We start from the raw sequence: 23,175 nt of genomic DNA on the forward strand, positions 1-23,175 counted from the left end.
TGAGTGGGTGTGGAACAGGCATCTTGCCTGTTGTTGAATAAAATTGAGTGGGTGTGGAACAGGCATCTTGCCTGTTGCTAAGCGAGAATGGTGCAACATCTCAGTTAAATCCGTTACCCAATCTGTTGCCGAACTTCCCTCTGCTATATGTTAAGAATAACCGAAATAAAACTCCCCCTAGATCATCCTCAAGATGCGATCGCCAGCGCCATTCTCAAAAAGCTGCAAATTCCCCCCGAAGAATTGCTCAGCTATTCCATCTTCAAGCGCAGCTACGATGCTCGTAAAAAAGTAGAAATTCTCCTTGTCTATATTGTGGATGTAGAGACGACACAGGAAAAGCAACTTCTCCAACGCTTCAAAAAAGATCCTCATGTAATGGTAACGCCAGACACGAGTTATCGCTATGTAGCCAAAGCCCCCAGCAATTTGACGATTCGCCCCATTGTGATTGGTACAGGGCCGTGCGGGATGTTTGCAGGTCTAATGCTGGCACAAATGGGGTTTCGCCCCATCCTTTTAGAACGCGGAAAAGCAGTGCGCGATCGCACGGTTGATACCTTTGGATTTTGGAAGAAAAAAACAGAATTCAACCCAGAATCTAACGCCCAGTTTGGCGAAGGTGGTGCGGGTACTTTTTCCGATGGCAAACTCTACAGCCAAGTTAAAGATCCTCAGCATTATGGGCGGAAGGTGCTGACGGAACTTGTGAATGCGGGAGCTTCACCAGAAATTTTATATATTAATAAACCGCATATTGGCACGTTCAAACTGGTGGGAATTGTCCAAAGCATTCGCGCCCAAATTGAATCATTAGGCGGAGAAATTCGGTTTCAAACTCGTGTAGAAGATATCCACATCGAAAATGGAAAAGTGCAGGGACTTACCCTAGCCAGTGGAGAATATATTGCTAGTAATTATATAGTTCTGGCGGTGGGGCACAGCGCCCGCGATACTTTTGAAATGTTGTTTTCGCGCGGGGTTTACATCGAGGCTAAACCTTTTTCCATTGGTTTTCGGGTGGAACATCCGCAGACTATCATCGATCGCTGTCGTTTTGGCGATCGGGCCGGCCATAAGCTTTTGGGCGCCGCCGATTACAAACTGGTTCACCATTGCCAAAACGGTCGTTCTGTGTATAGTTTTTGTATGTGTCCGGGTGGTTTGGTAGTAGCGGCTGCGTCAGAACCGGGGCGAGTTGTTACTAATGGGATGAGTCAATATTCTCGCAATGAACGCAATGCTAACAGCGGGATTGTGGTGGGTATCACGCCGGAGGATTATCCCGGTCATCCCTTAGCCGGAATTGAGTTTCAGCGTCGCCTAGAAGAACGGGCATTTGAGTTAGGAGGTGGCACTTACAACGCCCCTGGGCAGCTTGTGGGTGATTTTTTGGCGAATCGCCCTTCCACGGCGCTAGGCAGTGTGCAGCCGTCTTATACGCCGGGAGTTGTGATGACAGATTTGAGCGAAAGTTTGCCAGATTATGCGATCGCAGCCATCCGCGAAGCACTTCCGGCTTTTGACAAACAGATTAAAGGATTTGCGATGGATGATGCGGTTTTGACTGGGGTGGAAACGCGCACTTCTTCACCAATTCGGATTAAACGCAAGGAAGATTATCAAAGTTTGAATACAGAAGGCCTTTATCCTGCTGGGGAAGGTGCAGGATATGCGGGTGGAATCCTGTCGGCGGGGATTGATGGGATTAAGGTGGCGGAGGCGGTTGCTTTGAGCATATTGCAATCTTCAAACCACACAATTTGAGGCTGGATCAACCAACTGCAAATTCGGTGTATTGTCGGACATGAGGTGCATGATAGGCTAGCACAATTTCCTGGGATGGGACACCTCGTGCTATTAATTGATCGGCGATCGCTTCTTCAGTCCCGTCATGCTGCACCCAAATTTTGCCATCTTTAATATCTACATGAATCACACAGCCATAAATCCGAGTGCTACCGTTTTTCCAACCCACATTTACAAGTTGATAGCGATCGCTTACCCGATCGAAAATCGTCTCGCTGGAAACTGGATCGGTAGGCGATCGTCGCTGGGCTCGTTCAGTTAGCAACTCCTGAATATATTGACGATACAAACTTACTTTATCCATTGAGAAATTTCCTCTTTTTCGGTATCATAAACTAAAAGCGGAATTTGATTGCGTTCAATCACCATTTGAATAAATGAGTATGTGAAAAATCTCGTATAAATATCTAAGGGAACTGCCAGGTAAAGAGTTCTCTCTGGATCGTCATATTCTAATGCAATCCGATAGTTAATAAATTGTCCCACTGCGGTATGAAATTCTGAAATCGTCGATGGTGCCAAAAACGTTTTGATTTCAACCGCAATTTTTTCATTATCCTTTGTCGCTGCTAATAACTGTTCTGCACCCAGATCGATATAAAAATCCACAAATCCCAGATCGATATGATAAGGATCATGAGTAATTGTCCAATCCTGATTTTGGAGGGCAGTCTTGACGAGTTCATGAAACTTATCTTTAGCTGGCATATTTAAACGATGGCTAAGCCCGATCGAATTTCCGTATCCGTATACTCCGGCGTCCAGCCTTCTTGCGTGGTAAAATAGCGCACCGCTTTAATTTTCCGGGCTGCTGTCAAATAAAACCAATGTTCTGTATTCGCCGGCACGTTGATAAATTCTTCCGGCTGCACTGTGAGTTCGACTTGGCTACCGTCGGGCCGCACGAAGCCGAAAATGCCCTCGCCTGCTACGATATAGCGGACTTCATCATCGGCGTGGATGTGGCACTTGTTGAATTTGGACAGCAAGGTGTCGAGGTTGGGAATGTCTGGGTGCAGTACAATTAAGTCGCGCGATTGATAGCCTGCCGTTTCCTTGAGTTGTTGAAAGTAGCCGTCGAGGGCTTGCAGCACTTGCTCTTTTTGATTGTCGTCAAGAGCATCTTTAGCTAACAAATTTTGAATTTCAGCGCTGTCACCCACGGGCCAGCGGTTGAGTTGAATGTTTAAGGAAGCGAGTTCTCGGGTAATGTCGCTTTGTTGAGTGTAGGTTGTACCGTTTTCGAGTTGCAGGATAGCCATGTTTGCACGTTCCAATTTTTGGGTGAGGCGATACACAGGCAGTGTGAAAGATGTTTGTCGATCGCGCCTGTACCAGAACCACAATTTTAACGCTAATTTGAACAGGCTTTCCGCCCTGTTCCACAACAGTTAAATATTTGTCACAATAAGATTGATAAGTCAGGCGCCAGCTAGCACCCGCTGCGATCGGCAATACTGATATCTTAAATGTAATTTTTGCAACAACTATGCCTACTTATACGGGAATTTCTAGCGAAGCATTTCAGCATCCCCTCGATCGCCAAGCTGAGGAAGCGTTACGCAGCGTACCTGGATTTGACTTAATTGCCAGCAAATTTGTAGAATTTGTCTACGAACGACCACAATTCGTTTACCTAATGGGAAATAGCATTCAAGTCGGGCCACGCCAATATGCCAGCATTTATCATATATTTCGGGAGTGCGTGCAGGCTTTAGATGTTTTTCCTGAACCGGGTTTATTTGTTTCTCAAAACCCCTCAGTTAACAGCTATGCCCTGGGAAAAAACCAACCTTATGTAGTATTAAACACTGGTCTTTTAGACTTGTTGGACGAGGCGGAACTGCGGGTAGTCTTGGCTCACGAGTTGGGACACATTAAATGCGGTCATCCAACTTTAAATCAAATGGCGATGTGGGCGATGAGCGTCGCCTCGACAATTGGCGAGATGACTTTCGGGCTGGGAAATATGGTCGGTAGCGGTTTAATTTTCGCTTTTTACGAGTGGCGGCGCAAGGCTGAATTGTCGGCAGACCGGGCGGCTTTGTTGGTGACCGATGACTTGAACAGTGTGATGAAGACGATGATGAAACTTGCGGGAGTTAGCAGTAAATATGCTGACCAATGCAGTTTGCAAGAATTTATCCGCCAGTCTGACAACTATCAAGAGCTCGATCGAGACAATCTCAACCAAGTGTATAAATTTTTACTTTACAACGGCGGCCAGGGCGTGATGCTGAGTCACCCTTTCCCGGTGGAACGCCTGCGGTATTTGCGAGACTGGGCAAGTTCCGAGGAATACCGCCAAATTAAGCTGGGGAACTACAAGCGGGCTGTAGCTGAGGGGGCGGTTGATGTGAAGTCCCAAACGCCTAACAGCGAGACGGAGGCTTTGCGCCGTCAAATTGAAGAGTTGCAGCGGGAGATCGATCGGCAAAAATCAAAGCGAAACTAAGTTTAAATTCCTCGTTCCCAGGCACAGCCTGGGAACCAGCTAAATGTTTTGTTGAAGATTTACCGGATTTGAGGGAGGGGGAAACGTAAAAGGAAGGTAAACCAGTGAGAGACTTACTCGCAACGGGCCTCCAATCTAAAAACTGTCCCCTCCTTTCGGAAATCTGTTTCTGAGGAGGTGTAGTTTAAATCAAGAGAAGCTTATAAATCAACGGGGCTAAAAAAAATGAATATTGATAACGCAATGAATACTAACAAGCCAACTTCTAATTTTTTCGGCAATGTGGGAAAAGTGGCGATCGCGATGACTCTTCTGGCTGCCGGCATGGCATTTACAAATCCTGGGAGAGATCAATACCTAACTTATGCTTCCGGCGTACTCCAAACCGAGTTGGAAAGCACTGTGTGCAAAGATTCTCGCGTGCCGAAAGCTTTGGGCGGCATTACAGATACTTTGATCGGCAGTTGCAAGAATTTGCTGACTTCGCAGCGGGGCACGATCGAAAGCTTGCTCGACAATACAACGCAGCGTCAAAATTTAGGTGTTGTCAGCATTTATACAACTGAACTGGGCAAAAAAAGCTATCAAACGGTTGGAGCTTTTGGGAATTTTGTGACGCTGCCACCTAGTTCAGAAAATGCTCAAAATTAGAGTCAAATTAAGTTCTATTGTCGAAACCGGGTTTTGTAGAAAGCCCGGTTTTTGCTTAGGTAATTCTCTCTCAGTAAATCTCAATAAATTCGGAGAGCGGTAGCACATATTTTTAATCATGCCCGCTATTAGAGACAAAATATTAAGTTTTCTTAAAGAAGAAAAGTTATTGTCCCACTTAATATTAACATTAACGCTATAAAGTTTGATGTTTAACAAATAAGCAGATGGCAATGCAATTAAGTAAGGGTGAGAGATTTAATATCTCTAAAGAAGCGCCCGGTTTAAAAAAAATGGCGATCGCCCTCGGTTGGCAGGTGACAGAGGCAGGACAAAGCTACGAGATTGATGTCTCTGCCTTTATGCTAGGTGCTGACGGCAAAATACCTAACGATAAATATTTTATCTTTTACAATAATCTGCAATCCTTTGACAGTTCGGTACTGCAATCGATTCCTGACACAAACAACCGAAGTCAAGAGAATAAGACTCTTTACGGGGTTATCTTAGAAAGAGTTAATCCTGAAATTGAGGAAATAACTTTTGTTGTGACTATTCACGAAGCACAGAAATTTAATGCAAATTTTAGCAATATCAAAAATGCTTTTATCAAAATTAGCAATTTGGATACAAAAAGCGAACTGGTTCGCTATGAATTAAAAGAGAATTTTTCGCTAGAGACTGCTGTAGAATTTGGTCGCTTGTATAGAAAGAATGGAGAGTGGAGATTTCAGGCGGTAGGAGCAGGATATCAGGCAGGATTGCAGAGTTTTGTTGACAAGTATTGCAGCTAAAATAATAGCACCGCAAAAATATCGCCGGAAAATTATAAGAGCAGCAGCCCAATAACTCGCAGCAGGAAAAGAAGTAAAAGGTAAACCGCTGTTGTTGTATTAGTTAATCGATGACAAAATCTGCTGGTAAGCATCGATGGTTTGTTGGGCGATCGCCTCCCAGTTATAATACTTTTCGGCATACTCTTGGCCATTCAATCCCCGGCGTTGGCGCTCCTGTGGATTGAGAAGTGCTGATTTGATTGAATTGGCGATCGCCCCTATTTCCAAAGGTTCTACCCAACCAGCTTCTGCTTGCTGTATGTCTTCCGCAATATGTATGCGATCGGAAATCGCGACAGGTACACCGGCGGCCATCGCTTCGGCTACAGCAATGCCAAAGTTTTCGTAATAAGAAGGCAATACAAATAAGTCGGCTTTTGTCAATAGTTCAACTTTTAAATCACCGCTCACAAAGCCAGTTATTGTTGTGTATTTTGCTAAGCTTGAATTCTGAATTTGTACTTTAATTTGTGTTTCATACTCAGCATCTTGGGGATTTGAACCAGCTAAAATAAAGTGAAAGTCTATGCCAGATGCCAAAATACTTTCTAATGCTGGAATTAACAAATCCAGCCCTTTTTTAGGTTCAATTCGCGACATAAATAAGATAATTGGCACTTGAGATTCTCGCAATCTCTTAGGAAACAAACCTGCTGTCACCCCCAATGGAATCACCAAATCCCGTGGCGCAGGGATCTTGCCTGTGAAGTCCAAATCTTGTGGCACAGGCATCTTGCCTGTGAAGTTCAAATCTTGTGGCACAGGCATCTTGCCTGTGAAGTCCAAATCCCGTGGCACAGGCATCTTGCCTGTGCTACCCAAACCAAATCTTTCTGAGATTTTAGCCTCTTCTTTACTTGTGAAATGAATTGCAGCAGCACCTGCTAAATTAGGGCGTTCTAAAACTGCGGCATAAATCTGTTTCAAGCGCTTTTTTTTCTGCAAGTCGGCGGGGTCAAGCATACCGCAGGGACGCATAATATATGGCAACTTGTGATATCTAGCAATTGTAGCAGCGAGGGTAGTTACTGGCGAGAAAAGAGCGTGAATGTGAGCGAGGTCAAATTGTCGCGCATTTTGATTCAACCACTGCAATAACGAGAGAGAAAACTTATATCTACGAAACGGAGAACAGCGGAAATAAATAATCTGATAGCCGTTTTGTTGTATTGGTTGATTTAAAGGAACATCTAAAGGAAGTTGACCGATATCTCCGTTAGAATCTGTAGTGATAATTGTGACATCAATGCCTTGGGAAGCGAGGGCCGCAGAAAGTCCGAGTACCATTTGACTCGGCCCGCCGTAGACGAGGGAAATTGAGGGGATAATTTGGAGAATTCGCATGGTTAGCACTTGGTGTTAGCTGAGGTAGCTGGTTGTGTTATTATAGAAAGAATTGCAAAATTTGCACGTTATACTAATTTAGGCGATCGGAGGCAAGTTATGCTGATTGGATTCAGCGTCGGCAACTACAAATCTTTTAAAGAAACTGTCACCCTCAGCATGGTAGCTTCGTCAATTACTGAGGAAGACAAAGAGCTGAACGAAAATAATGTATTCCCAATTAATGATAAGTTAAGCTTACTCAAAAGTGCTGCTATTTATGGAGCTAACGCCAGTGGTAAGAGCAACCTTGTTGCTGCTATTAACTTTATGAAATGGTTTGTCCTCAACTCATCCAAAGAAACGCAAGTTTCAGAGGCGATCGATATTGAAGCATTCAGGCTAAGTACGGAGACAGAAAAAGAGCCGTCTTTCTTTGAAATCGTTTTTCTACTAGAAGACAAAAGTTTTAGGTACGGTTTTGAGGTGAACGCGCGGGAAGTTGTTTCTGAGTGGCTATTTCAAGCTGATAACAGTGAAGAAAAAATGCTTTTTGAACGGGATTTTGATAATTATATATTAGATGATTTCCCAGAGGGACAAGGCATTAGCGATAAAACCCGAAGTAATGCTTTATTTCTTTCTGTAGTCGCACAATTTAATGGTAAAATTTCTGGTAAAATATTGCTGTGGTTCAGTAAAACTTTGCAATTGATATCAGGCTTGCAAGATAGACAATACCGCAAGGAAACCTTGGAGTCTTTTGAGAACGATCGCTACCGACATGATATTATTGAATTCATCAAAAACTTAGACTTGGGTATTGCTGATATCCAAATCACAAATCAACCTGTATTTATTATTTCCAATAATAAGCCATTATATGCTACATCCTACGGCGGTAGTTTATATCTTAATTCTGAAAGCAAACCAACCGTGAAAACACTTCACCCGAAATATGATGCTGACGGTAAGCGAACTTCGATCGAATCATTCGATATCGAAAAGCACGAATCTGAGGGAACCAACAAACTGTTTGCATTAGCAGGCATTCTCCTGGATAGTTTAAGAACAGGAAAGATTTTATTAATTGATGAACTTGATGCCAGACTTCATCCGCTGATTACTCGCGAATTAATCTGCTTATTCAATTCTAACGAGACTAATCCGCACAACGCACAGCTTATATTCACGACACACGATACAAACTTACTCAGTAGCAAAACTTTTCGTAAGGATCAAATATGGTTTACTGAAAAGGATAACAAGGGTGCTACTGATTTGTACTCTTTGGTAGAGTATAAAGTCGGGAAAGATGCCTCATTCGAGCGCGATTACATTATCGGCAAGTATGGCGCTATCCCTTTTATTGGTAATTTCAAAGAACTAATAGGTGAACTTCATGAGTAAAAAAAGTTCGTCTAGAAGCAAGATTGATTACTACAATCGAAAAGATAAAAGTAGAAGATGGTTTTTAATCGTGTGCGAAGGTGAGAAAACAGAACCCAACTATTTTAAAAGTTTTCCGGTAGACACAAAGGTAATTAACCTGGATATCAGAGGAGAAGGAAGAAATACGAATAGTTTAGTAGCAAAAGCTATTGAGTTAAAAAACGGCTTAGAATCCGACGAAACAGACCGATTTTGGTGCGTGTTCGATCGCGATAAAAACCCTAAAAATCCTAACGACTCGCAAAATTTTAATTCAGCCATAACTCTTGCAAGAAATAACGGCATTGACGTAGCTTATTCAAATGATGCTTTTGAATTGTGGTATTTGCTGCACTTCGATTTTTATGATGCGGGAATTTCTCGCCAGCTTTATCAAAATATGCTAACCAAGTTATTGGGACACGAGTATAAGAAAAACAGCGAGACGATTTATGAGGAACTAAAAGACAAACAGCAGGGTGCAATTAAACACGCCAAACGGCTTTTACAGGAATACGAGCGCCCCAACCCTGAAAGTGATAATCCTTCAACAACAGTACATTTGCTAGTCGAAGAACTTAACAGTTTTATTCCTGATTGATGAGGGAGAAAGTCGTAGAAACCGGGTTTATAGCCGCCCCATGCGTAAGCCCTGCAACTTTCGTAGACGAGGGAAATTGAGGGGATAATTTGGAGAATTCGCATCAGGGATAGTTATTTAAATCCACATACCAACATCTCCCATTACAAATTTAATTATCTGAAAAAGGTTGCCCGTCTAGCTGTTCAGCTTCTTCTCTTTTTGTGGCTGTAATTTGGGTATTGTGAGCCATTGTCTTGGAAAATTCATACATTTCACTGGCTTTGGCTTCTGCGGCTTTCACAATTTCAAGGATTTCCAGCAGTAGGCTTTCATCTGGTAATTTTTTCATTGCAATGCTTCTAATCTCTCAACTACTTTGTCTATCATACTTCTCGATTCTGGAGCCATCTTTAGCAAGGCTGCTAAATAATCTCCTGCTTTTTGAACATCTTCATCGGGAACACCAGCCATTAATACATTGCCCACAATGTGCTCTGCTTGTAAGCGAACACCTGATACGCAGAATTGAAAATTACTGATCGAAGAAAAGTATTGCATCAGTATTTCATTCTGGGGAAAAAGAGACATTGCTCTTCTAAGTGCAAAAAGTCCCTGCGTTGCTTGGCGCTCGCTATCGTCTAGTACCTGGTAGAGTTCGTTAATCAAAGAGCGTATGTCGGGAGGAATAGACATTTACTACAGTTTTTATTTAACACTTGCATTATACTGCCAAAAGTTACAACAATTCTTTGTAGAATTCCAACAACTGTTCAGCTAAAGCTTTATTGGTATAATTGCTCATCGCTCTATGATAACCCCGATCGCCCAAATCAGCAGCCAACTCCTGTCGCTCCATCAATTTCTGCAAACACTCTCGCAAAACCCCGGCATTTCCTTCTGGGAATAATAACCCCGCATCCCCGATGACGTGGGGAATTTCCCCGCAGTCGGAACCAATAACCGGAATGTGACAGGCCATCGCTTCAATTAAAACGTGACCGAATTGTTCTTTCCAGCCCACAGTGGTCAAAGTTTTGAATTTATAGCTGGTTTGCGAAGGCAATACCAAACAGTTCATTAAGTTAATGTAGGGGGGAATTTCTTCGTGGGAAACGCTTTCTACCCAGATTATTCGGTCGCTAATTCCCCATTCAATACATTTTTCGGCGAGGTGCGTCCGCAATTGTCCTTGTCCTACTAACAGCCACTTCCAAGAGCTTTTTTTCAACCCGGCTAAGGCTTCAGCTAAAGTCAACAATCCTTTTTCTTCGACAAATCGCCCTACAAATCCTACCACAAAATCGGTCGGTTCAATACCGAACCTGCGCGATAAATCAGCGTCTTTACCAGTGCGGCGAAACAAAGCTTCATCTACTCCGAGTTGTGGCATTACTTTTACCGCACCTTGATAGCCCCGCTGCTGCAAAATTTTAGCTCCATCTAGATTACCTGCAATAATTCCGTCGGTGTGCTGAAGATTATAATTTTCTAAGAGTGAAACAGGCCACTTCAATTTATAAGGCAGATTCCACCAGGTAAATAATATATTTTTTGCTTGCAATTTTAGCAGTTTGTTTAGTAAAATCAACTGAGCGCAAGCAATAGATTTTGAACCTTGTTCAACTTGAATTATCTGCGGTTTAATTTTCTGCAGAACTTCAATTAAATCTGTACCAAAAGTTAGCAAGCCTTGATTGTTTTGACTAACGTTGGAGACGGGGACTACTTTAAATGAGCCTTCTTGACAGAATTGCGTTTCTATAATTTTATTTTGTACGCCTCCGGGTTTCCAACGCTGCGGCACTACAACTGTTACTTCAATATCGGGTTCTAGGCTTGCTAATATCTTGAATTTTTCCCGATTAATGTCCACAATATAGGTGTGACTAGCCACGAGAATTCTCATTTATTGGGAAGGGCGAATGGGGAATAGGTAATTATTGATCGTTAATCTTGTCTTGATGGCTATAACTTTGTCCATCATTCCACAGAGATTGAATTACTGTATTGATAGCACTGAGAAAACCCAGGATATAAAAAGCAAATCTAGTTATAATTTTAATGGGCGAGGCGCTTTTATAACAAGGTGGATTTCCAAAAACGTGGCAGTCAAAGAGTTTGGCGAAAAATCGCAGGCATTGAAAGGCTGTTAAATTTTTCAATCCCATGAGGAAATGGTTGTGATAAAATGTGACTTGATACTCGATCGATCGCGTGCTGACATCGTGACATCCGCCGCTCTCTTCCCCAAAGTGAACTAAACAGGCATTGGGATCGTACCAAATTTTCATGCCAGTCGATCGCAATCTCAAACAAAAATCCGACTCCTCCCGCACCGCACTCCCTGCAAACCGCTCGTCAAACCTCAGCCCGCACTCGGCAAAAACCTGTCGGCGAAATGACATATTGCAGCCTCTAGCCGAGAGCACCTGCTGCGGTTTGACTGTATGCACCAAATCGATAAAATACCAGGCAATCGCGGCATCCATAGCTTCTGAGGGCAAATATTCGATCGCCAAATCGCCTCCAGAATTATCCAGTTTCATTCTGTCAAAAACCCTGCCCGCCACACATCCCACATCGGGTTTTTCTAAATAGTTGCCAGCGTGAGCCGCCAAAAAACCATCTGGCAATTGTACATCATCATCAATAAATAAAATAATCTCTCCAACTGCGCGCCGCACTGCATAATTTCGAGCAGCCGGCAAACTCGCCCAATCTACCCGAAACCAGCGAATTTTCTCAGCATTTGCCAATTCTTCTAAATAAACTTGAGTTTCTGATTCGTGGGTGCGAGTTTGATCGATTACCAGCACTTCAAAATTCGGATAATTTTGCCGAATCGCATCAGCCAATGTCTCTCGCAGAGGTTGTTCGCGGTTGTAGGTGGGTATCACAACAGAAATCATCATCACACAATTGAGTGCAAATAAAGTTAAGGGTAGGCAGGATGCCTGCCCCACTCGTTATTTTTGGAGAAGTTGATTAAAACTCGAAATTAATAGTTAGAAATTTTGATTTATGAATTTTGAATTAAAAGATTTCAACTCAAAACTCAAAACTCAAAACTCAAAAGTTTTAGCAATTCCCCATTTCCATCAGATAGCTATATGTTGCTGAACTGCTAAAACTAAATTTTCAGTCCAGAAATTAGCCAATTCGGCGCTGGCCGCTTCCACCATAACTCGCATTAGCGGTTCAGTGCCAGAAGCGCGAACCAAAACCCGTCCCTGTTCTCCCATTGCCGTTGTAGCACGATCGATCGCACTTTGCATTGCCTCGCACTCGTGCCATTTCAGGCGTTTTTCGCGATCGTCAACCCGAATATTTCGCAACAACTGCGGATAAGTTTGGAAACTGCCACTTACCAATTGTGCCAAAGATTCCCCGGACTGGCGCACCAGCGAAGCCAAATGCAAAGCTGTCAGCAAACCGTCGCCGCTAATACCGTAATGCGGACAAAGAATGTGTCCCGACTGTTCGCCGCCCAACATCGCACCAGTGCGCTGCATTTCAGCGTGAACGTACTGATCTCCCACGTTGGTTCTAGTTAGTTTGCCCCCCAATTCTTCCCAAGCTCGCTCGAAGCCGAGGTTAGCCATTACAGTAGAAATAATTAAATTGGATGGTAACTGTTGGGAGTCGCGCAACTGCCGACCCCACAGATAAAGAATGTAATCGCCGTCAATCGTTCGACCTTGGTTGTCAACACACAAAACTCGATCGGCATCGCCGTCAAAAGCAAATCCCAAATCGGCATTGTGTTCCAAAACAGCCGCTTGCAAACTGTCGAGATGAGTAGAACCGCAGTTAACATTAATACGAGATCCATCAGGAGAGTCGTGCAAACAGATCACATCCGCCCCCATTTGCGCGAACACCGCCGGCCCCAAACCCGCGGCCGCCCCCCAAGCCAAATCCAAAACTATCCGCATTCCCTCCAAATTCATCTCTTGCAGCGAATCACAGAGCGAAGTGGCATAATCTTTAACCAACTCAGAGCGATGGTAGTGGTGTCCCAAAGCCAAGCTAGCAACCGGAACCTTTGCCCCCCGGATTCCCGCTTCAATTTGTTCCTGCAACTGCTGCGACAGCTTGGAGCCGTTTGAGCCGAAAAATTTAATGCCGTTGTCTTCTGGGGGATTGTGAGAAGCCGAAATCATCACTCCGCCGAGCGACTCCGAAACGCTTGCCAGATAAGCAACGCAGGGAGTGGGACACAATCCCAAATTCCACACTTCCAAACCGGCGGCCGTCAAACCCGCTGACAGTGCCATTGCCAGCATATCGCTGGAATTCCTGCTGTCTTGTCCCAAAATCACAGGCCCCTGGTTGGGGGAATGTTGCCGTAGAACTTGTCCAGCCCAGAAGCCCACTTGCAGGGCTAGGGGTGCATTCAGCAATTCTCCAACTTTCCCGCGAATGCCGTCTGTGCCGAAGAGTTTGGTATTGGGCAGGGGGAGGCTATCTCCCACCAGAATCGTATCGCGTTTGACTGGCTGTACCGAGTTAGCAGCCGGAAACTCGCTGCCACGAGGGCGCGAAGGTGTCTGAACCATATTCACTCCTTTAGGAATATTCACACTCACACTTTGGGTTCATGTTACAACTGAAAGTCTTTATTTTCAGCCTAAACTCCATTTATTTCGTCAATTGCTGAAGCAACTTGCTTTGACAACCTACGCACCAAGCTTAACTTCATCGGAAAAATTTGTATTGTACCCAATGGAAAAACTTTTAGTACCGGGGGCGCCAACGCCAGGAAACCCGGTTTCTTTTTGCCTCCAGGAGTGAGGCGGCTGCGGTTTGAGCTTGTCAGCCACTGCGGGTATAGAAGGTTAATGCTGTATTGCCGTATATTTTATGGCGGCAAATTTCTAGGCCGGAAATCGGTTGTGTCGATCGCTCCGGGCTGTGTTCGATCGCGATTTCGCCGAGGAGTGCTAGCATTTCTTGGCTGGCGATCGTGTTTAACACAGGTTCGTACAAGTCGCTGGCGTAGGGCGGATCGAAGTAAATGCGATCGAACTGCTGCCCCGCTAGTGTTGCCAACTTCGCCGTCGCGTTTCCCCGCAATATTTGGAATGTTTGGGACGAGTCTGCTATTTTCTCCCAGTTTTCGCGGATAATCGCACAAGCTTTCGCCGACTGTTCGATGCCAGTGACACTCGCGGCTTGACGACACAAAGCTTCTGCACCCATCGAACCGCTGCCGGTACAAATGTCAAGCCATCTGCAATCTGCGATCGTCCCTTGCCAAATATTAAATAAAGCTTCTCTGACTCGCGAAGGTGTAGGGCGAGTTGCGAGTCCCGGCAGGGTTTTTATTTGGCGATTGCCACTGATTCTTAAAGTCATTTAGGAAGAAGGAAGTTCGGCAACGGATTGTGTAACGGATGTAACGGATGTAACTCACATCTTGCACCATTCTCAAGAACAGGCAAGATGCCTGTTCCACAAAGAGTGAATTTTCTTGTGGAACAGGCATCTTGCCTGTTCCTAAACAAGTAATTGAGAATGGTGGAACATCTCAGATGTAACGGATGTCAGGAAGGAAGAAGAAGAAAGAAGACTTTTAAAAATGTCAAACCCGGTTTCGGCAATCTACCGGGTTTTTTTTAAGATTCATGCCACCTAAGCAGGTACTTTTTCCCTCACCAGACTGACAAAATTTGACAGCATTTGCAATCCCGTACTCGAAGACTTTTCCGGGTGAAACTGCACGGCCATCAAATTGTCTTTAGCTATAGCCGCCGTCACGTTTTGACTACCGTGAGTCACAATTGCCGATCGCACTTCCAACTCCACCGGATCGACATAATAAGAATGCACGAAATACACCCAAGGATCGGACGGTAAATTTTCCCACAACGACAAATTCGCCTGAGTAAATTGCAATTGATTCCATCCCATGTGCGGAATTGTCAAACCCGGTTCCGAGCGAAATCGGCGCACTTTTCCGGCAATAACGCCCAATCCCGGTTCTACGCCTTCTTCGGAACTTTCAAACAAAATTTGCAAACCCAAACAAATGCCTAAAAAAGGTTTTCCAGAGGCGATCGCCCTTTTTATCGGTTCTATCAAATTGCGCGATCGTAAATTCTGCATTGCCGGGTCAAACGAACCAACTCCCGGCAAAACCACCGCATCAGCCTGCTCGATTATCGCAGGAGAATCTGTAATTTTTGGCACTGCACCCACATTTTCCAAGCCTTTACAGACTGAGTGCAGATTGCCCATGTCATAGTCCACTACTGCAATGACAGACATTGACTTACTTGCCTTATATTATCAATATCAGTATTATTGCACAAATATGACGGCCAAAATCCTGCTAACCTCATTTGATACTTGGCTTCCCCATCAGAAATCCAACTCTTCTGACGACTTATTAGCCAAGATTTCCCAGATAAAATATTTGCCGGATTCCCTGACTTTTTTGAGGAAACTGCCAGTAGATTTCCAGCTAGCACCTAATTTAGCGATCGCCCAAATCAACCAACTCCAACCCGACACTATTATCTGCTGTGGCATGGCCGAAAGTCGGCAAAAATTAACCGTAGAATCCTGCGCTTGCTGCGATAGCGACATTCTGAAAACAGCAGTTAATCTCGAACCGCTAGTCGCTGATTTAGCCGCCACAGAAATCAGTCACGAAGCAGGAAAATTTGTTTGCGAAGCCCTGTATTATGCAGTTTTAAAACACCTTGCAGATTCTCAACTTAGCACCAAATGTATTTTCGTACACGTACCAATTTTGACAGAAGAAAATGCCGACAAAATTGTCGCCGATTTTTTATTAATTTTAACTCGCCTCCCTTAACAACTGACAACTGACAACTGACAACTGCCAGTTGCCAACTGCCAGAGGTCTTTAGCCGCCGTAATTCCAACCGGTGCTTTCTAGCAGCAACGGATTGCCTTCTCGGTGGACGCCTGCAGCCAAAACTTCTCCCACATAAACCGTGTGATCCCCGTGTTCCACAGCCCCGACAACTTTGCACTCGATGTAACCCAGAGAATCCGAGATAATCGGACAACCAGTTTCCGCGCCCGGATAAAATTCTACATCCTCAAATTTATTGCCAACGCGGCGCTGCTGCTTGAAGAATTTCTGGGCTAATTCTTTCTGTCCCGCTTCTAGGAAACTCAAAGCAAAGACACCGCTGGCTTTGATCATGGCGTGGGATTTGGAGTCTTGCTTAACGCAGTTGACAACTAAGGGAGGGGTAAAGGAAGATTGCATCACCCAGCTAGCGGTGAAACCGTTGACTTCCTCCCCGTCTTTGACACCGCAGATGTACAATCCGTGAGGGATTTTCCGCAAGATGGTCTTTTTAGCTTGTTCGTCTAGCACGGGCTTACCTGTTCGATCGATAATTCTACATCGCCCAGTTTACCAATGTCGGGCCCACAAACCCAACTGTCTTCAGGGCTATTCGCTAATATTGCCTTTTTCGATCCCAAACTTGACACCAGTTTTAAGTCAAAATTAACAACTCACAACTATTATGAAACTCCATACTTTTTAAACCAATCTTGCATCCGTTTCCAAGCATCCTTAGCTTCTTTTTCCCGGTAACTGGGGCGATAGTCGGCGTTAAAAGCGTGCGGCGCATCTGGATAAAGCACAATTTCCGAACCGCTGCTGCCAGTTTTGAGAACTTCCCGCATTTTCTCGACTGTATCGTTGGGAATTCCCTCGTCTTTGCCGCCGTAAAGCCCCAATACAGGCACTTTCAAAGTTGCTGCAATGTCGATCGGCTGTTTCGGAGTTAAAGCCGTAGAATTGCCAACCACGCGCCCGTACCAAGCTACTCCAGCTTTGACTTTCGGGTTGTGGGAAGAGTACAGCCAAACAATTCTGCCACCCCAGCAAAATCCTGTAATTCCCAACTTATTAGTATTGCCTTTTCCTGACTTTTGTGCCCAATCTACGGTTGCATCTAAATCGGACATAACTTGCTCGTCAGGAACTTTCGAGACAACTTTACTAATAATTTCGGGAATCTCGGTGAGTTTAGAAACATCACCTTGACGGGCAAACATTTCTGGGGCGATCGCTAAATAACCTAATTTTGCCAAACGGCGGCAAATATCTTGAAGGTGCGCGTGAACTCCGAAGATTTCTTGAATTACTAAAATTACTGGAAAATTGCTGCCGCTGGCTGGCATTGCTCTGTAGGCTGGAATTGAGCCGTCTTTTACGGGAATTTTTACCTCACCTGCAACTAAACCAGCAGCATCCGTATTGATAACGGCAGCCGCAATAGGATGAACTGCTAAGGTAAATCCGGCGCTTAATGCGGTGACAATGATAAATTGTCGGCGAGTTAAGTCTTTCATTTGTGATTTGGTTATTGGTTATTGATTATTAGTTTTTCTTCTGTAGGTTGGGTTGAGGAACGAAACCCAACACTCATGAATTGGATGTTGGGTTTCGTCCCTCAACCCAACCTACTGCCTGCCAACTGCCAACTGCCAACTGACTACTGACGGAAAAGCCGATCGTGCTCTGGATGGTACAAGCGCGATCGCCCTTCTGCCGATTTTCCCAACGCCGGACTAATCACATACATTGTCGTTCTGATCAAATTATTTTCGCGGGTAGCAACTGCCATTTTGTCAAGGGGAACTAGCACAATTTTTTCATCCGGCCAGCCCAACCGATAACAAATCGCTACAGGCAAATCCGATGGGTAATGTTCCATCAATTTAGCTTGAGCTTTTTCGACATGGCGGGCACTCAAATACAGGCACAAACTCGCTTGATGAGCCGCTAAACTCGCCAATTCTTCGCGTTCCGGTACTTCGGTTCGACCGCTAATTCGCGTCAAAATAATTGTCTGCACAACTCCGGGAACTGTCAACTCAATTTTAAGTTTAGCCGCCGCAAGTTGGAAAGCGCTAATTCCTGGGATTACCTCAAAACCAATTCCAGCGTCGGCCAAAGCTTGCATTTGTTCGCCGACAGCCCCGTAGAGACAGGGATCGCCGGAATGGAGGCGGACGACGCTTTTTCCCTCGCGCACTCGTTGCACCATTAAAGGTACAATCTCTTCGAGGGTCTTATCCGCAGTTTGGATCACTTCAGCATCTGCGCGTACCCCCTGCAAAATTTGCTCTGGCACTAGCGAGTCAGCAAATAATATGACATCGGCTGCAGCCAGTAATTTTTGAGCCTTAACAGTCAACAAATCCGGGTCTCCCGGGCCTGCACCTACAATGTATACCCCTGGAATTAGGGCTTCAATCTCTGTCAAACTCATTGCTGCTAACAAATTTGCTAAATTTACGGACGCTTCCGGATGTACCTATTTTGGTTGGAAGTAATAGATGGTAGATGCACCCTGGTTTTGAACCCTAGAGACTAACCTCTCTGGGGTTTTTTATTGATCCTCTGGGGATTTCGGAGCGATCTTTGCCCGATCGCTATTGGGAGAGACAACATCGGGTAAAGGTCGATCGAGCAAATAAAGCCAAGCTAACCCGCCCAACCCTAACACAATCCCAGTCAAGCTTACCATCTGTGCCGTCCGCAGCGGCCCGAACATCAAACTATCAGTCCGCAACCCTTCAATCCAGACTCTACCGGAACTGTAAGCCGCGATATAGATCAAAAATAAAGCACCCGTTTTCAAGCTAATTTTGCCCTGCACATCGCGAAAAAATAAACTCAGAAGCAACCCAAATACTGTCAAATTCCACAGGGATTCGTAGAGAAATGTGGGGTGGAAGTATTCAAAATTAGCGTAAGCGGGCGGGCGGCTGTTTGGCGGAATATAGAGTTTCCAAGGCAAATCCGTAGGACTGCCAAAAGCTTCGGAGTTAAAGAAATTTCCCCAGCGTCCGATCGCCTGACCGAGAATTGCCGAAGGCGCGATTAAATCTGCCAATTGCCAAAAAGAAACTCGCTGAATTTTCGCAAAAATTAAAGCTGCGATCGTGCCACCCAAAATCGCCCCGTGAATGGCAATTCCGCCTTTCCAAATCGCAATAATATCTTCAGGCCTCTGGGCGTATTGCTGCCACTCGAAAGCCACGTAATAAATGCGAGCGCAGGGAATAGCGCCCAAAACCAGCCAGATTGCCAAATCACCCAATAATTCCGGGTTGACGCGGCGTTTTTGAGCTAAGTATTGGGACAGACTGACCCCAATCAAGACGGCCGAAGCTATCAACAGCCCGTACCAGCGGATGGCTACGGGGCCAAGTTCAAAGATAATTGGGCCCGGCGATGTAAATTGAAACGCTAAGGGCAGCGCAAGAATATTTAGCACCATAAAAGTTGCATTAATTGTGATGGAAAGCTGTCAAATTTGCACACCCTTGAACAAACTACAGAGTTTATTTTAGGTGGCGGTGGTCATTTACACGCAATATTTGGGGAATTTTACCAAATATTAACTGGATTCTTGATTTGGCAGATTGCTGTCTAGAGTTTTTTTGTGAATCCACAATAAGAGCCCCCTAACCCCCTTTTTTTAAGGGGGGAACCGGATTATTCTTAAAGTCCCCCTTCTTAAGGGGGATTTAGGGGGATCGAGATTCCGCCTTCTGCCTTTTACATAAGTGCCTTTTTGAGGATTAACGGCCGCTTTGGTCTAGAAGTTTTAATATAGAGGATGGCTTTAAATTTTCTGATGACCTATGTCTCCTACTTCCGTTTCTCAGGTGTACTCTTCTGGTAATTCCAAGGGTGCGAATCAGTCTCGCAAGACTGCTGCTTTGGCTGTTGAGTCGGGTAAAATTCCGCCCTTGCTGGGCGCGAGTTTAGCTGAGTTAACGGAGTGGGTGCAGCAGCAGGGACAACCGGCTTATCGGGGAAAGCAGTTGTACCAGTGGATTTATGAGAAAGGTGCGCGATCGATCTCTGATATTTCTGTATTCTCGAAACAGTGGCGCGAGACTGTTGCTAAAATCCCGATCGGGCGATCGACCATTCACTATCGATCGGTCGCACCAGACGCCACGGTAAAGTATCTCTTAAAATTGGCAGACGGTCAAATCATTGAAACAGTCGGCATTCCCACCGATAAACGGCTGACTGTGTGCGTCTCAGCCCAAGTTGGCTGCGCGATGGGCTGCGACTTTTGCGCTACCGGGAAAGGCGGTTTCAAGCGCAATTTAGAAGTAAACGAAATCGTCGATCAAGTCTTGACAGTACAGCAAGATTTTGGCCGCCGAGTCAGCCACATCGTATTTATGGGTATGGGCGAACCCCTGCTGAATTTCGATAATGTTGTAGCTGCTGTCAAGTGTTTGAATCAAGATGTCGGAATTGGACAGCGAAATATCACGATTTCCACAGTAGGAATTCGCAATCGCATCAGCCAACTAGCCGAACATCAACTGCAAGTTACCCTCGCCGTCAGCCTCCACGCTTCCAATCAAAGATTGCGCGAAGAGTTAATTCCTAGCGCCCGCCCTTATCCTTTGGGTGAGTTAATCGCAGAATGTCGGGAATATGTGCGATCGACTGGGCGCAGATTGAGTTTTGAATACGTACTTTTAGCAGGTGTGAATGACTTGCCAGAACACGCATCCGAGTTAGCAACTCACTTGCGCGGTTTTCAGTGTCACGTCAATTTGATTCCTTACAATCCGATTCAGGAAGCTGAATATAAGCGACCGACTCCCAATCGAATTAACAGTTTCGTTGCGACTTTGAAGGAAAAGAAAATTGCAGTTAGCGTGCGGTATTCTCGCGGCTTAGAAGCAGATGCAGCCTGCGGACAATTGCGGGCATCCGAGGTTTAGGATTGGATTTTTAACCGCTAAAATTTGTTGTAGGGTGCGTTATATCTGAGATGTTGCACCATTCTCAACTAGCCTTTTGCGGGCGGGCAGGATGCCCAACCCCTACTCCCCACAAGAATAAAACTCCATCTTTGTGGAACAGGCATCTTGCCTGTTCTTAAGAATGGTGCAAGATGTGAGTTAGAGTGCGTTATTTTATCAATTATTGAGAAACTACATCCTGACGTATGCTACTATTTTAGCTACAAGCGTTTAACAAGTATCCACCGCAACTCTAACGGCGGTGTTTGTTGCACCGAAAATAAATCTCGCCCGCTAGCCCAACTGACAAACCAAGGTGTCGGCGGCCATGCAGATTCAGGCAAATGTTTTTGTTCGTATTCAATCACCGATTCATCTGAAATAATTTCTAACGGCAAACCCTCTATTGCTGCTTGCAATTCTTCTCTGGTAATCAGATAAGACCAACACAATTCAGACATTTGTTTTGCCATCTCGTCGGGTTCGTACCCATCTACAGCTAAGAAAGCACTGAATAAGATAAACCCGCCACTTAAAACGGCATCGGACATTTTACCGAGGAAAAGACGAATTTGTTCGGGGTAGCGGAAGTGTGAGAGAACTTCGGTAGCAATGGCTAATTTGTACCGATAAGTTTTCATCCTCAATAATGGATCTAAAACATCGCCTTGGGTGACACTTATCGGCAACTTTTCGGCGGTTGCTGCTGCTGATAGTTTCTCGCCAAATATCGGTGTGAGTTCGATCGCATCCACGGAATGGCCTAACCTTGCTAAAGGCAAACTATTGCGCCCTGGGCCCGCACCAACATCTAAAATAGGTGCTTTTCCCGGTTCGCCTAATTCGGCGGCAATGGCGATGACTTTGGCATCGGGATGGCTGCCGAATAAAGGTTCGGGGCGAATATCCGGCCAGCTATGATATTTCTGGGCCATTGATTCGACTTGAATCTTGGTATTCAGAGTAATGCCGCCGGCTAAACCGGTTTGGGAATTGGCGGGAAAATAGGAGACTATTAGATTAGCGTGGGGGGAATTTTTGAATCCTTCTGCTAAGGCGTTGGCGATTAATGTTCGCAAGTTTTCGGCTTGGGCAGCGTCGATGTTTTGTCCGAGAATGTTTAAGAAGTCTGACAGTAATTTAAGATAGTCGTCTAGCATCGATGGCAAGCAAGGCAGATAGAATTCTCCCTTGAGGCCGATGCTCCTTTTGAGCCTTTCTTTGAGAATTAATTTCAGGCGATTCGAGTCTGTCAGCGACGGGCCTGTGTCGGGTGATTCGCTGACGGGCAATGCGGGGATAGATGCAGCACTGGTAAGGTTTTTAGTCACAATATTTTCGATTAGATTCGGCAATAAGTGCGATCGCACCGAGCATAATCTTGTGCTCTTGCACCTGAATTCTCGCGTGCAGCGTTTCTGCGGTATCTTCAGGCAATACCGGCACGGCAGCCTGCATTAAAATCGGCCCGCTGTCTACTTCTAAACGGGCGATATGCACCGTACATCCGGTGATTTTAACCTTGGCGGCTAGTGCTTGCTCGACGGCGCGAATTCCTGGAAAACTCGGCAGTAAGCTGGGGTGAATGTTAATAACGCGATCGGGAAAAGCATCAAACAAAACTTCGGTAACAATTCGCATCCAACCCGCCATCACTACCCATTCTACATCATATTCTTGAAAAGTTTTGACAATTTTTGTATCTAATTCTTCGCGGCTTTTGCAGTCGCGGTGATTGAGGAGAATCGAGGGAATGCCGTATTTTTCGGCTCTGGCTGCGGCTTTTGCTTCTGGGTTGTTGTAAATTAATACTGGGATTTGAGCGTTGAGCTCTTTGTTTTGGATGGCTTGGGCAATTACCTCGAAGTTGCTGCCGCTTCCTGATGCTAAAACTCCTAATTTTAATGGAGGATGAGCCGGAGCGAGCGCACTTTTGCCAATCTCAGGAGAAATCAGGCAGGCATGGGAATTAACAGATACTGGATTAGCGGTCATTCGATTTTAGATTTTAGATTTTAGATTTGGGATTTACCCCACGGATCAATTCGGGGGCGTGAGGATTTTAGATTTTAGATTTGGGATTGATTCCACGGATAAATCACGTGGCGGGTACCATCAAGAAATTCTTGGTCATAAAGATAAAAACTATTCACTCGTCTTCTACAATACAGGTAAAGGGTAAGGTGTGCTTCGGCGCACTCTACATGGAGATATTGCGTAAGTCGTAAGTAGGGAGCATCTCAGTTTTGTAAAAAGCATTTTTTTTATTGTAGTGCGAGCGTCCCCGCTCGCGTATTGTACAATAC

Annotated in this window: 25 protein-coding genes; 8 read left to right on the plus strand and 17 right to left on the minus strand. The window is 45.0% G+C overall.

Features of this window, described 5'->3' with window-relative positions:
• The first annotated feature begins 147 nt into the window (after positions 1 to 147).
• Positions 148 to 1,767: an NAD(P)/FAD-dependent oxidoreductase gene (locus tag QT992_RS28750; protein WP_333341466.1), complete on the plus strand. Its 1,620-nt coding sequence runs from the start codon at positions 148 to 150 to the stop codon at positions 1,765 to 1,767.
• A 7-nt stretch (positions 1,768 to 1,774) separates the two neighbouring features.
• Here QT992_RS28750 and QT992_RS28755 read toward each other — a convergent pair whose 3' ends face one another.
• From QT992_RS28755 to QT992_RS28765, 3 genes are read right to left on the minus strand one after another with little or no spacing between them, the layout of a single operon-like run.
• Positions 1,775 to 2,113, minus strand: coding sequence for a XisI protein (locus QT992_RS28755; RefSeq protein ID WP_333341464.1), 339 nt, complete (start codon positions 2,111 to 2,113; stop codon positions 1,775 to 1,777).
• Complete coding sequence (locus QT992_RS28760) at positions 2,101 to 2,517, minus strand: XisH family protein (protein WP_333341463.1); 417 nt, start codon at positions 2,515 to 2,517, stop codon at positions 2,101 to 2,103. Before QT992_RS28760 ends, QT992_RS28755 begins: the two co-directional genes overlap by 13 nt.
• A gap of 2 nt (positions 2,518 to 2,519) precedes the next feature.
• Positions 2,520 to 3,071 (minus strand): acireductone dioxygenase, encoded by a 552-nt coding sequence (locus QT992_RS28765; RefSeq protein WP_333341468.1) that lies wholly within the window; start codon positions 3,069 to 3,071, stop codon positions 2,520 to 2,522.
• 227 nt (positions 3,072 to 3,298) lie between these two features.
• Here QT992_RS28765 and QT992_RS28770 point away from each other — a divergent pair, with 227 nt between their 5' ends.
• The 3 genes from QT992_RS28770 to QT992_RS28780 all read left to right on the plus strand — a co-directional run bounded on the left by QT992_RS28770 (position 3,299) and on the right by QT992_RS28780 (position 5,709).
• Positions 3,299 to 4,264, plus strand: coding sequence for a M48 family metallopeptidase (locus QT992_RS28770; protein WP_333341461.1), 966 nt, complete (start codon positions 3,299 to 3,301; stop codon positions 4,262 to 4,264).
• A 225-nt stretch (positions 4,265 to 4,489) separates the two neighbouring features.
• Positions 4,490 to 4,915 (plus strand): DUF4359 domain-containing protein, encoded by a 426-nt coding sequence (locus QT992_RS28775; protein ID WP_333341459.1) that lies wholly within the window; start codon positions 4,490 to 4,492, stop codon positions 4,913 to 4,915.
• Positions 4,916 to 5,148: 233 nt separating this feature from the next.
• Positions 5,149 to 5,709, plus strand: a complete 561-nt coding sequence (locus tag QT992_RS28780) for a TerD family protein (RefSeq protein WP_333341457.1) — start codon at positions 5,149 to 5,151, stop codon at positions 5,707 to 5,709.
• Positions 5,710 to 5,808: 99 nt separating this feature from the next.
• Here QT992_RS28780 and QT992_RS28785 read toward each other — a convergent pair whose 3' ends face one another.
• Complete coding sequence (locus tag QT992_RS28785; protein WP_333341454.1) at positions 5,809 to 7,095, minus strand: glycosyltransferase; 1,287 nt, start codon at positions 7,093 to 7,095, stop codon at positions 5,809 to 5,811.
• A 12-nt stretch (positions 7,096 to 7,107) separates the two neighbouring features.
• Here QT992_RS28785 and QT992_RS28790 point away from each other — a divergent pair, with 12 nt between their 5' ends.
• A complete protein-coding gene (locus QT992_RS28790; protein ID WP_333341452.1) occupies positions 7,108 to 8,484 on the plus strand; it encodes an ATP-binding protein in 1,377 nt (458 codons plus the stop codon).
• Positions 8,477 to 9,106 (plus strand): RloB family protein, encoded by a 630-nt coding sequence (locus QT992_RS28795; RefSeq protein WP_333341451.1) that lies wholly within the window; start codon positions 8,477 to 8,479, stop codon positions 9,104 to 9,106. Before QT992_RS28790 ends, QT992_RS28795 begins: the two co-directional genes overlap by 8 nt.
• A 151-nt stretch (positions 9,107 to 9,257) precedes the next feature.
• Here the strand turns inward: QT992_RS28795 and QT992_RS28800 are convergent, their stop codons facing one another.
• The 7 genes from QT992_RS28800 to hisH form a co-directional block, all read right to left on the minus strand.
• Entirely contained in the window at positions 9,258 to 9,437 is a 180-nt protein-coding gene (locus QT992_RS28800) for a hypothetical protein (RefSeq protein ID WP_333341449.1), read from the minus strand.
• Complete coding sequence (locus tag QT992_RS28805) at positions 9,434 to 9,781, minus strand: hypothetical protein (protein ID WP_333341448.1); 348 nt, start codon at positions 9,779 to 9,781, stop codon at positions 9,434 to 9,436. Before QT992_RS28805 ends, QT992_RS28800 begins: the two co-directional genes overlap by 4 nt.
• 43 nt (positions 9,782 to 9,824) lie before the next feature.
• Entirely contained in the window at positions 9,825 to 10,994 is a 1,170-nt protein-coding gene (hpsO, locus tag QT992_RS28810; RefSeq protein WP_333341446.1) for a hormogonium polysaccharide biosynthesis glycosyltransferase HpsO, read from the minus strand.
• A 31-nt stretch (positions 10,995 to 11,025) separates the two neighbouring features.
• Positions 11,026 to 12,000, minus strand: coding sequence for a hormogonium polysaccharide biosynthesis glycosyltransferase HpsN (hpsN, locus tag QT992_RS28815; protein WP_333341444.1), 975 nt, complete (start codon positions 11,998 to 12,000; stop codon positions 11,026 to 11,028).
• A 186-nt stretch (positions 12,001 to 12,186) separates the two neighbouring features.
• A complete protein-coding gene (glmM, locus tag QT992_RS28820; protein WP_333320660.1) occupies positions 12,187 to 13,647 on the minus strand; it encodes a phosphoglucosamine mutase in 1,461 nt (486 codons plus the stop codon).
• A gap of 256 nt (positions 13,648 to 13,903) precedes the next feature.
• Positions 13,904 to 14,446 carry a 16S rRNA (guanine(966)-N(2))-methyltransferase RsmD gene (rsmD, locus tag QT992_RS28825; RefSeq protein ID WP_333320632.1) on the minus strand — a complete coding sequence of 181 codons (543 nt, stop codon included), beginning with the start codon at positions 14,444 to 14,446 and terminating at the stop codon, positions 13,904 to 13,906.
• Positions 14,447 to 14,722: 276 nt separating this feature from the next.
• A complete protein-coding gene (gene hisH, locus QT992_RS28830; RefSeq protein WP_333320630.1) occupies positions 14,723 to 15,358 on the minus strand; it encodes an imidazole glycerol phosphate synthase subunit HisH in 636 nt (211 codons plus the stop codon).
• On the opposite strand from hisH, the gene QT992_RS28835 reads away from it, so the two are divergent.
• Positions 15,348 to 15,911 (plus strand): pyroglutamyl-peptidase I family protein, encoded by a 564-nt coding sequence (locus tag QT992_RS28835; RefSeq protein ID WP_445305378.1) that lies wholly within the window; start codon positions 15,348 to 15,350, stop codon positions 15,909 to 15,911. The two genes, hisH and QT992_RS28835, sit on opposite strands and share 11 nt — an antisense overlap.
• 51 nt (positions 15,912 to 15,962) lie before the next feature.
• Here QT992_RS28835 and QT992_RS28840 read toward each other — a convergent pair whose 3' ends face one another.
• The 4 genes from QT992_RS28840 to lgt form a co-directional block, all read right to left on the minus strand.
• Complete coding sequence (locus QT992_RS28840; protein ID WP_333056840.1) at positions 15,963 to 16,445, minus strand: flavin reductase family protein; 483 nt, start codon at positions 16,443 to 16,445, stop codon at positions 15,963 to 15,965.
• A 152-nt stretch (positions 16,446 to 16,597) separates the two neighbouring features.
• A complete protein-coding gene (locus QT992_RS28845; RefSeq protein ID WP_333341442.1) occupies positions 16,598 to 17,434 on the minus strand; it encodes a dienelactone hydrolase family protein in 837 nt (278 codons plus the stop codon).
• 143 nt (positions 17,435 to 17,577) lie between these two features.
• The gene (gene cobM, locus QT992_RS28850; RefSeq protein WP_333341440.1) at positions 17,578 to 18,357 is read right to left on the minus strand and encodes a precorrin-4 C(11)-methyltransferase; all 780 of its coding nucleotides are present in this window, start codon (positions 18,355 to 18,357) and stop codon (positions 17,578 to 17,580) included.
• Positions 18,358 to 18,477: 120 nt separating this feature from the next.
• Entirely contained in the window at positions 18,478 to 19,371 is an 894-nt protein-coding gene (lgt, locus tag QT992_RS28855; RefSeq protein ID WP_333341439.1) for a prolipoprotein diacylglyceryl transferase, read from the minus strand.
• A 367-nt stretch (positions 19,372 to 19,738) separates the two neighbouring features.
• On the opposite strand from lgt, the gene rlmN reads away from it, so the two are divergent.
• Positions 19,739 to 20,848, plus strand: coding sequence for a 23S rRNA (adenine(2503)-C(2))-methyltransferase RlmN (gene rlmN / locus QT992_RS28860; protein ID WP_333320618.1), 1,110 nt, complete (start codon positions 19,739 to 19,741; stop codon positions 20,846 to 20,848).
• A gap of 242 nt (positions 20,849 to 21,090) precedes the next feature.
• Here rlmN and QT992_RS28865 read toward each other — a convergent pair whose 3' ends face one another.
• Complete coding sequence (locus QT992_RS28865; RefSeq protein WP_333320616.1) at positions 21,091 to 22,200, minus strand: class I SAM-dependent methyltransferase; 1,110 nt, start codon at positions 22,198 to 22,200, stop codon at positions 21,091 to 21,093.
• Positions 22,193 to 22,864 carry a phosphoribosylglycinamide formyltransferase gene (gene purN, locus QT992_RS28870; protein ID WP_333320614.1) on the minus strand — a complete coding sequence of 224 codons (672 nt, stop codon included), beginning with the start codon at positions 22,862 to 22,864 and terminating at the stop codon, positions 22,193 to 22,195. The genes QT992_RS28865 and purN overlap by 8 nt, the downstream gene beginning before the upstream one ends.
• Positions 22,865 to 23,175: the final 311 nt, after the last annotated feature.

This window comes from Microcoleus sp. T3_D1 (assembly GCF_036700405.1).
GTDB lineage: Bacteria > Cyanobacteriota > Cyanobacteriia > Cyanobacteriales > Microcoleaceae > Microcoleus.

What these genes read in the sequence shown, in the direction of transcription:
- QT992_RS28750 (WP_333341466.1), top strand. Translation starts at nt 148, where the DNA reads ATGTTAAGAATAACCGAAATAAAACTCCCCCTAGATCATCCTCAAGAT.
- QT992_RS28770 (WP_333341461.1), top strand. Translation starts at nt 3,299, where the DNA reads ATGCCTACTTATACGGGAATTTCTAGCGAAGCATTTCAGCATCCCCTC.
- cobM (WP_333341440.1), bottom strand. Translation starts at nt 18,357, where the DNA reads ATGAGTTTGACAGAGATTGAAGCCCTAATTCCAGGGGTATACATTGTA.
- hpsO (WP_333341446.1), bottom strand. Translation starts at nt 10,994, where the DNA reads ATGAGAATTCTCGTGGCTAGTCACACCTATATTGTGGACATTAATCGG.
- QT992_RS28780 (WP_333341457.1), top strand. Translation starts at nt 5,149, where the DNA reads ATGCAATTAAGTAAGGGTGAGAGATTTAATATCTCTAAAGAAGCGCCC.
- QT992_RS28835 (WP_445305378.1), top strand. Translation starts at nt 15,348, where the DNA reads ATGACAGACATTGACTTACTTGCCTTATATTATCAATATCAGTATTAT.
- QT992_RS28785 (WP_333341454.1), bottom strand. Translation starts at nt 7,095, where the DNA reads ATGCGAATTCTCCAAATTATCCCCTCAATTTCCCTCGTCTACGGCGGG.
- purN (WP_333320614.1), bottom strand. Translation starts at nt 22,864, where the DNA reads ATGACCGCTAATCCAGTATCTGTTAATTCCCATGCCTGCCTGATTTCT.
- hpsN (WP_333341444.1), bottom strand. Translation starts at nt 12,000, where the DNA reads ATGATGATTTCTGTTGTGATACCCACCTACAACCGCGAACAACCTCTG.
- QT992_RS28760 (WP_333341463.1), bottom strand. Translation starts at nt 2,517, where the DNA reads ATGCCAGCTAAAGATAAGTTTCATGAACTCGTCAAGACTGCCCTCCAA.
- rlmN (WP_333320618.1), top strand. Translation starts at nt 19,739, where the DNA reads ATGTCTCCTACTTCCGTTTCTCAGGTGTACTCTTCTGGTAATTCCAAG.
- QT992_RS28845 (WP_333341442.1), bottom strand. Translation starts at nt 17,434, where the DNA reads ATGAAAGACTTAACTCGCCGACAATTTATCATTGTCACCGCATTAAGC.
- QT992_RS28755 (WP_333341464.1), bottom strand. Translation starts at nt 2,113, where the DNA reads ATGGATAAAGTAAGTTTGTATCGTCAATATATTCAGGAGTTGCTAACT.
- QT992_RS28765 (WP_333341468.1), bottom strand. Translation starts at nt 3,071, where the DNA reads ATGGCTATCCTGCAACTCGAAAACGGTACAACCTACACTCAACAAAGC.
- rsmD (WP_333320632.1), bottom strand. Translation starts at nt 14,446, where the DNA reads ATGACTTTAAGAATCAGTGGCAATCGCCAAATAAAAACCCTGCCGGGA.
- QT992_RS28795 (WP_333341451.1), top strand. Translation starts at nt 8,477, where the DNA reads ATGAGTAAAAAAAGTTCGTCTAGAAGCAAGATTGATTACTACAATCGA.
- QT992_RS28800 (WP_333341449.1), bottom strand. Translation starts at nt 9,437, where the DNA reads ATGAAAAAATTACCAGATGAAAGCCTACTGCTGGAAATCCTTGAAATT.
- QT992_RS28775 (WP_333341459.1), top strand. Translation starts at nt 4,490, where the DNA reads ATGAATATTGATAACGCAATGAATACTAACAAGCCAACTTCTAATTTT.
- lgt (WP_333341439.1), bottom strand. Translation starts at nt 19,371, where the DNA reads ATGGTGCTAAATATTCTTGCGCTGCCCTTAGCGTTTCAATTTACATCG.
- glmM (WP_333320660.1), bottom strand. Translation starts at nt 13,647, where the DNA reads ATGGTTCAGACACCTTCGCGCCCTCGTGGCAGCGAGTTTCCGGCTGCT.
- QT992_RS28805 (WP_333341448.1), bottom strand. Translation starts at nt 9,781, where the DNA reads ATGTCTATTCCTCCCGACATACGCTCTTTGATTAACGAACTCTACCAG.
- hisH (WP_333320630.1), bottom strand. Translation starts at nt 15,358, where the DNA reads ATGTCTGTCATTGCAGTAGTGGACTATGACATGGGCAATCTGCACTCA.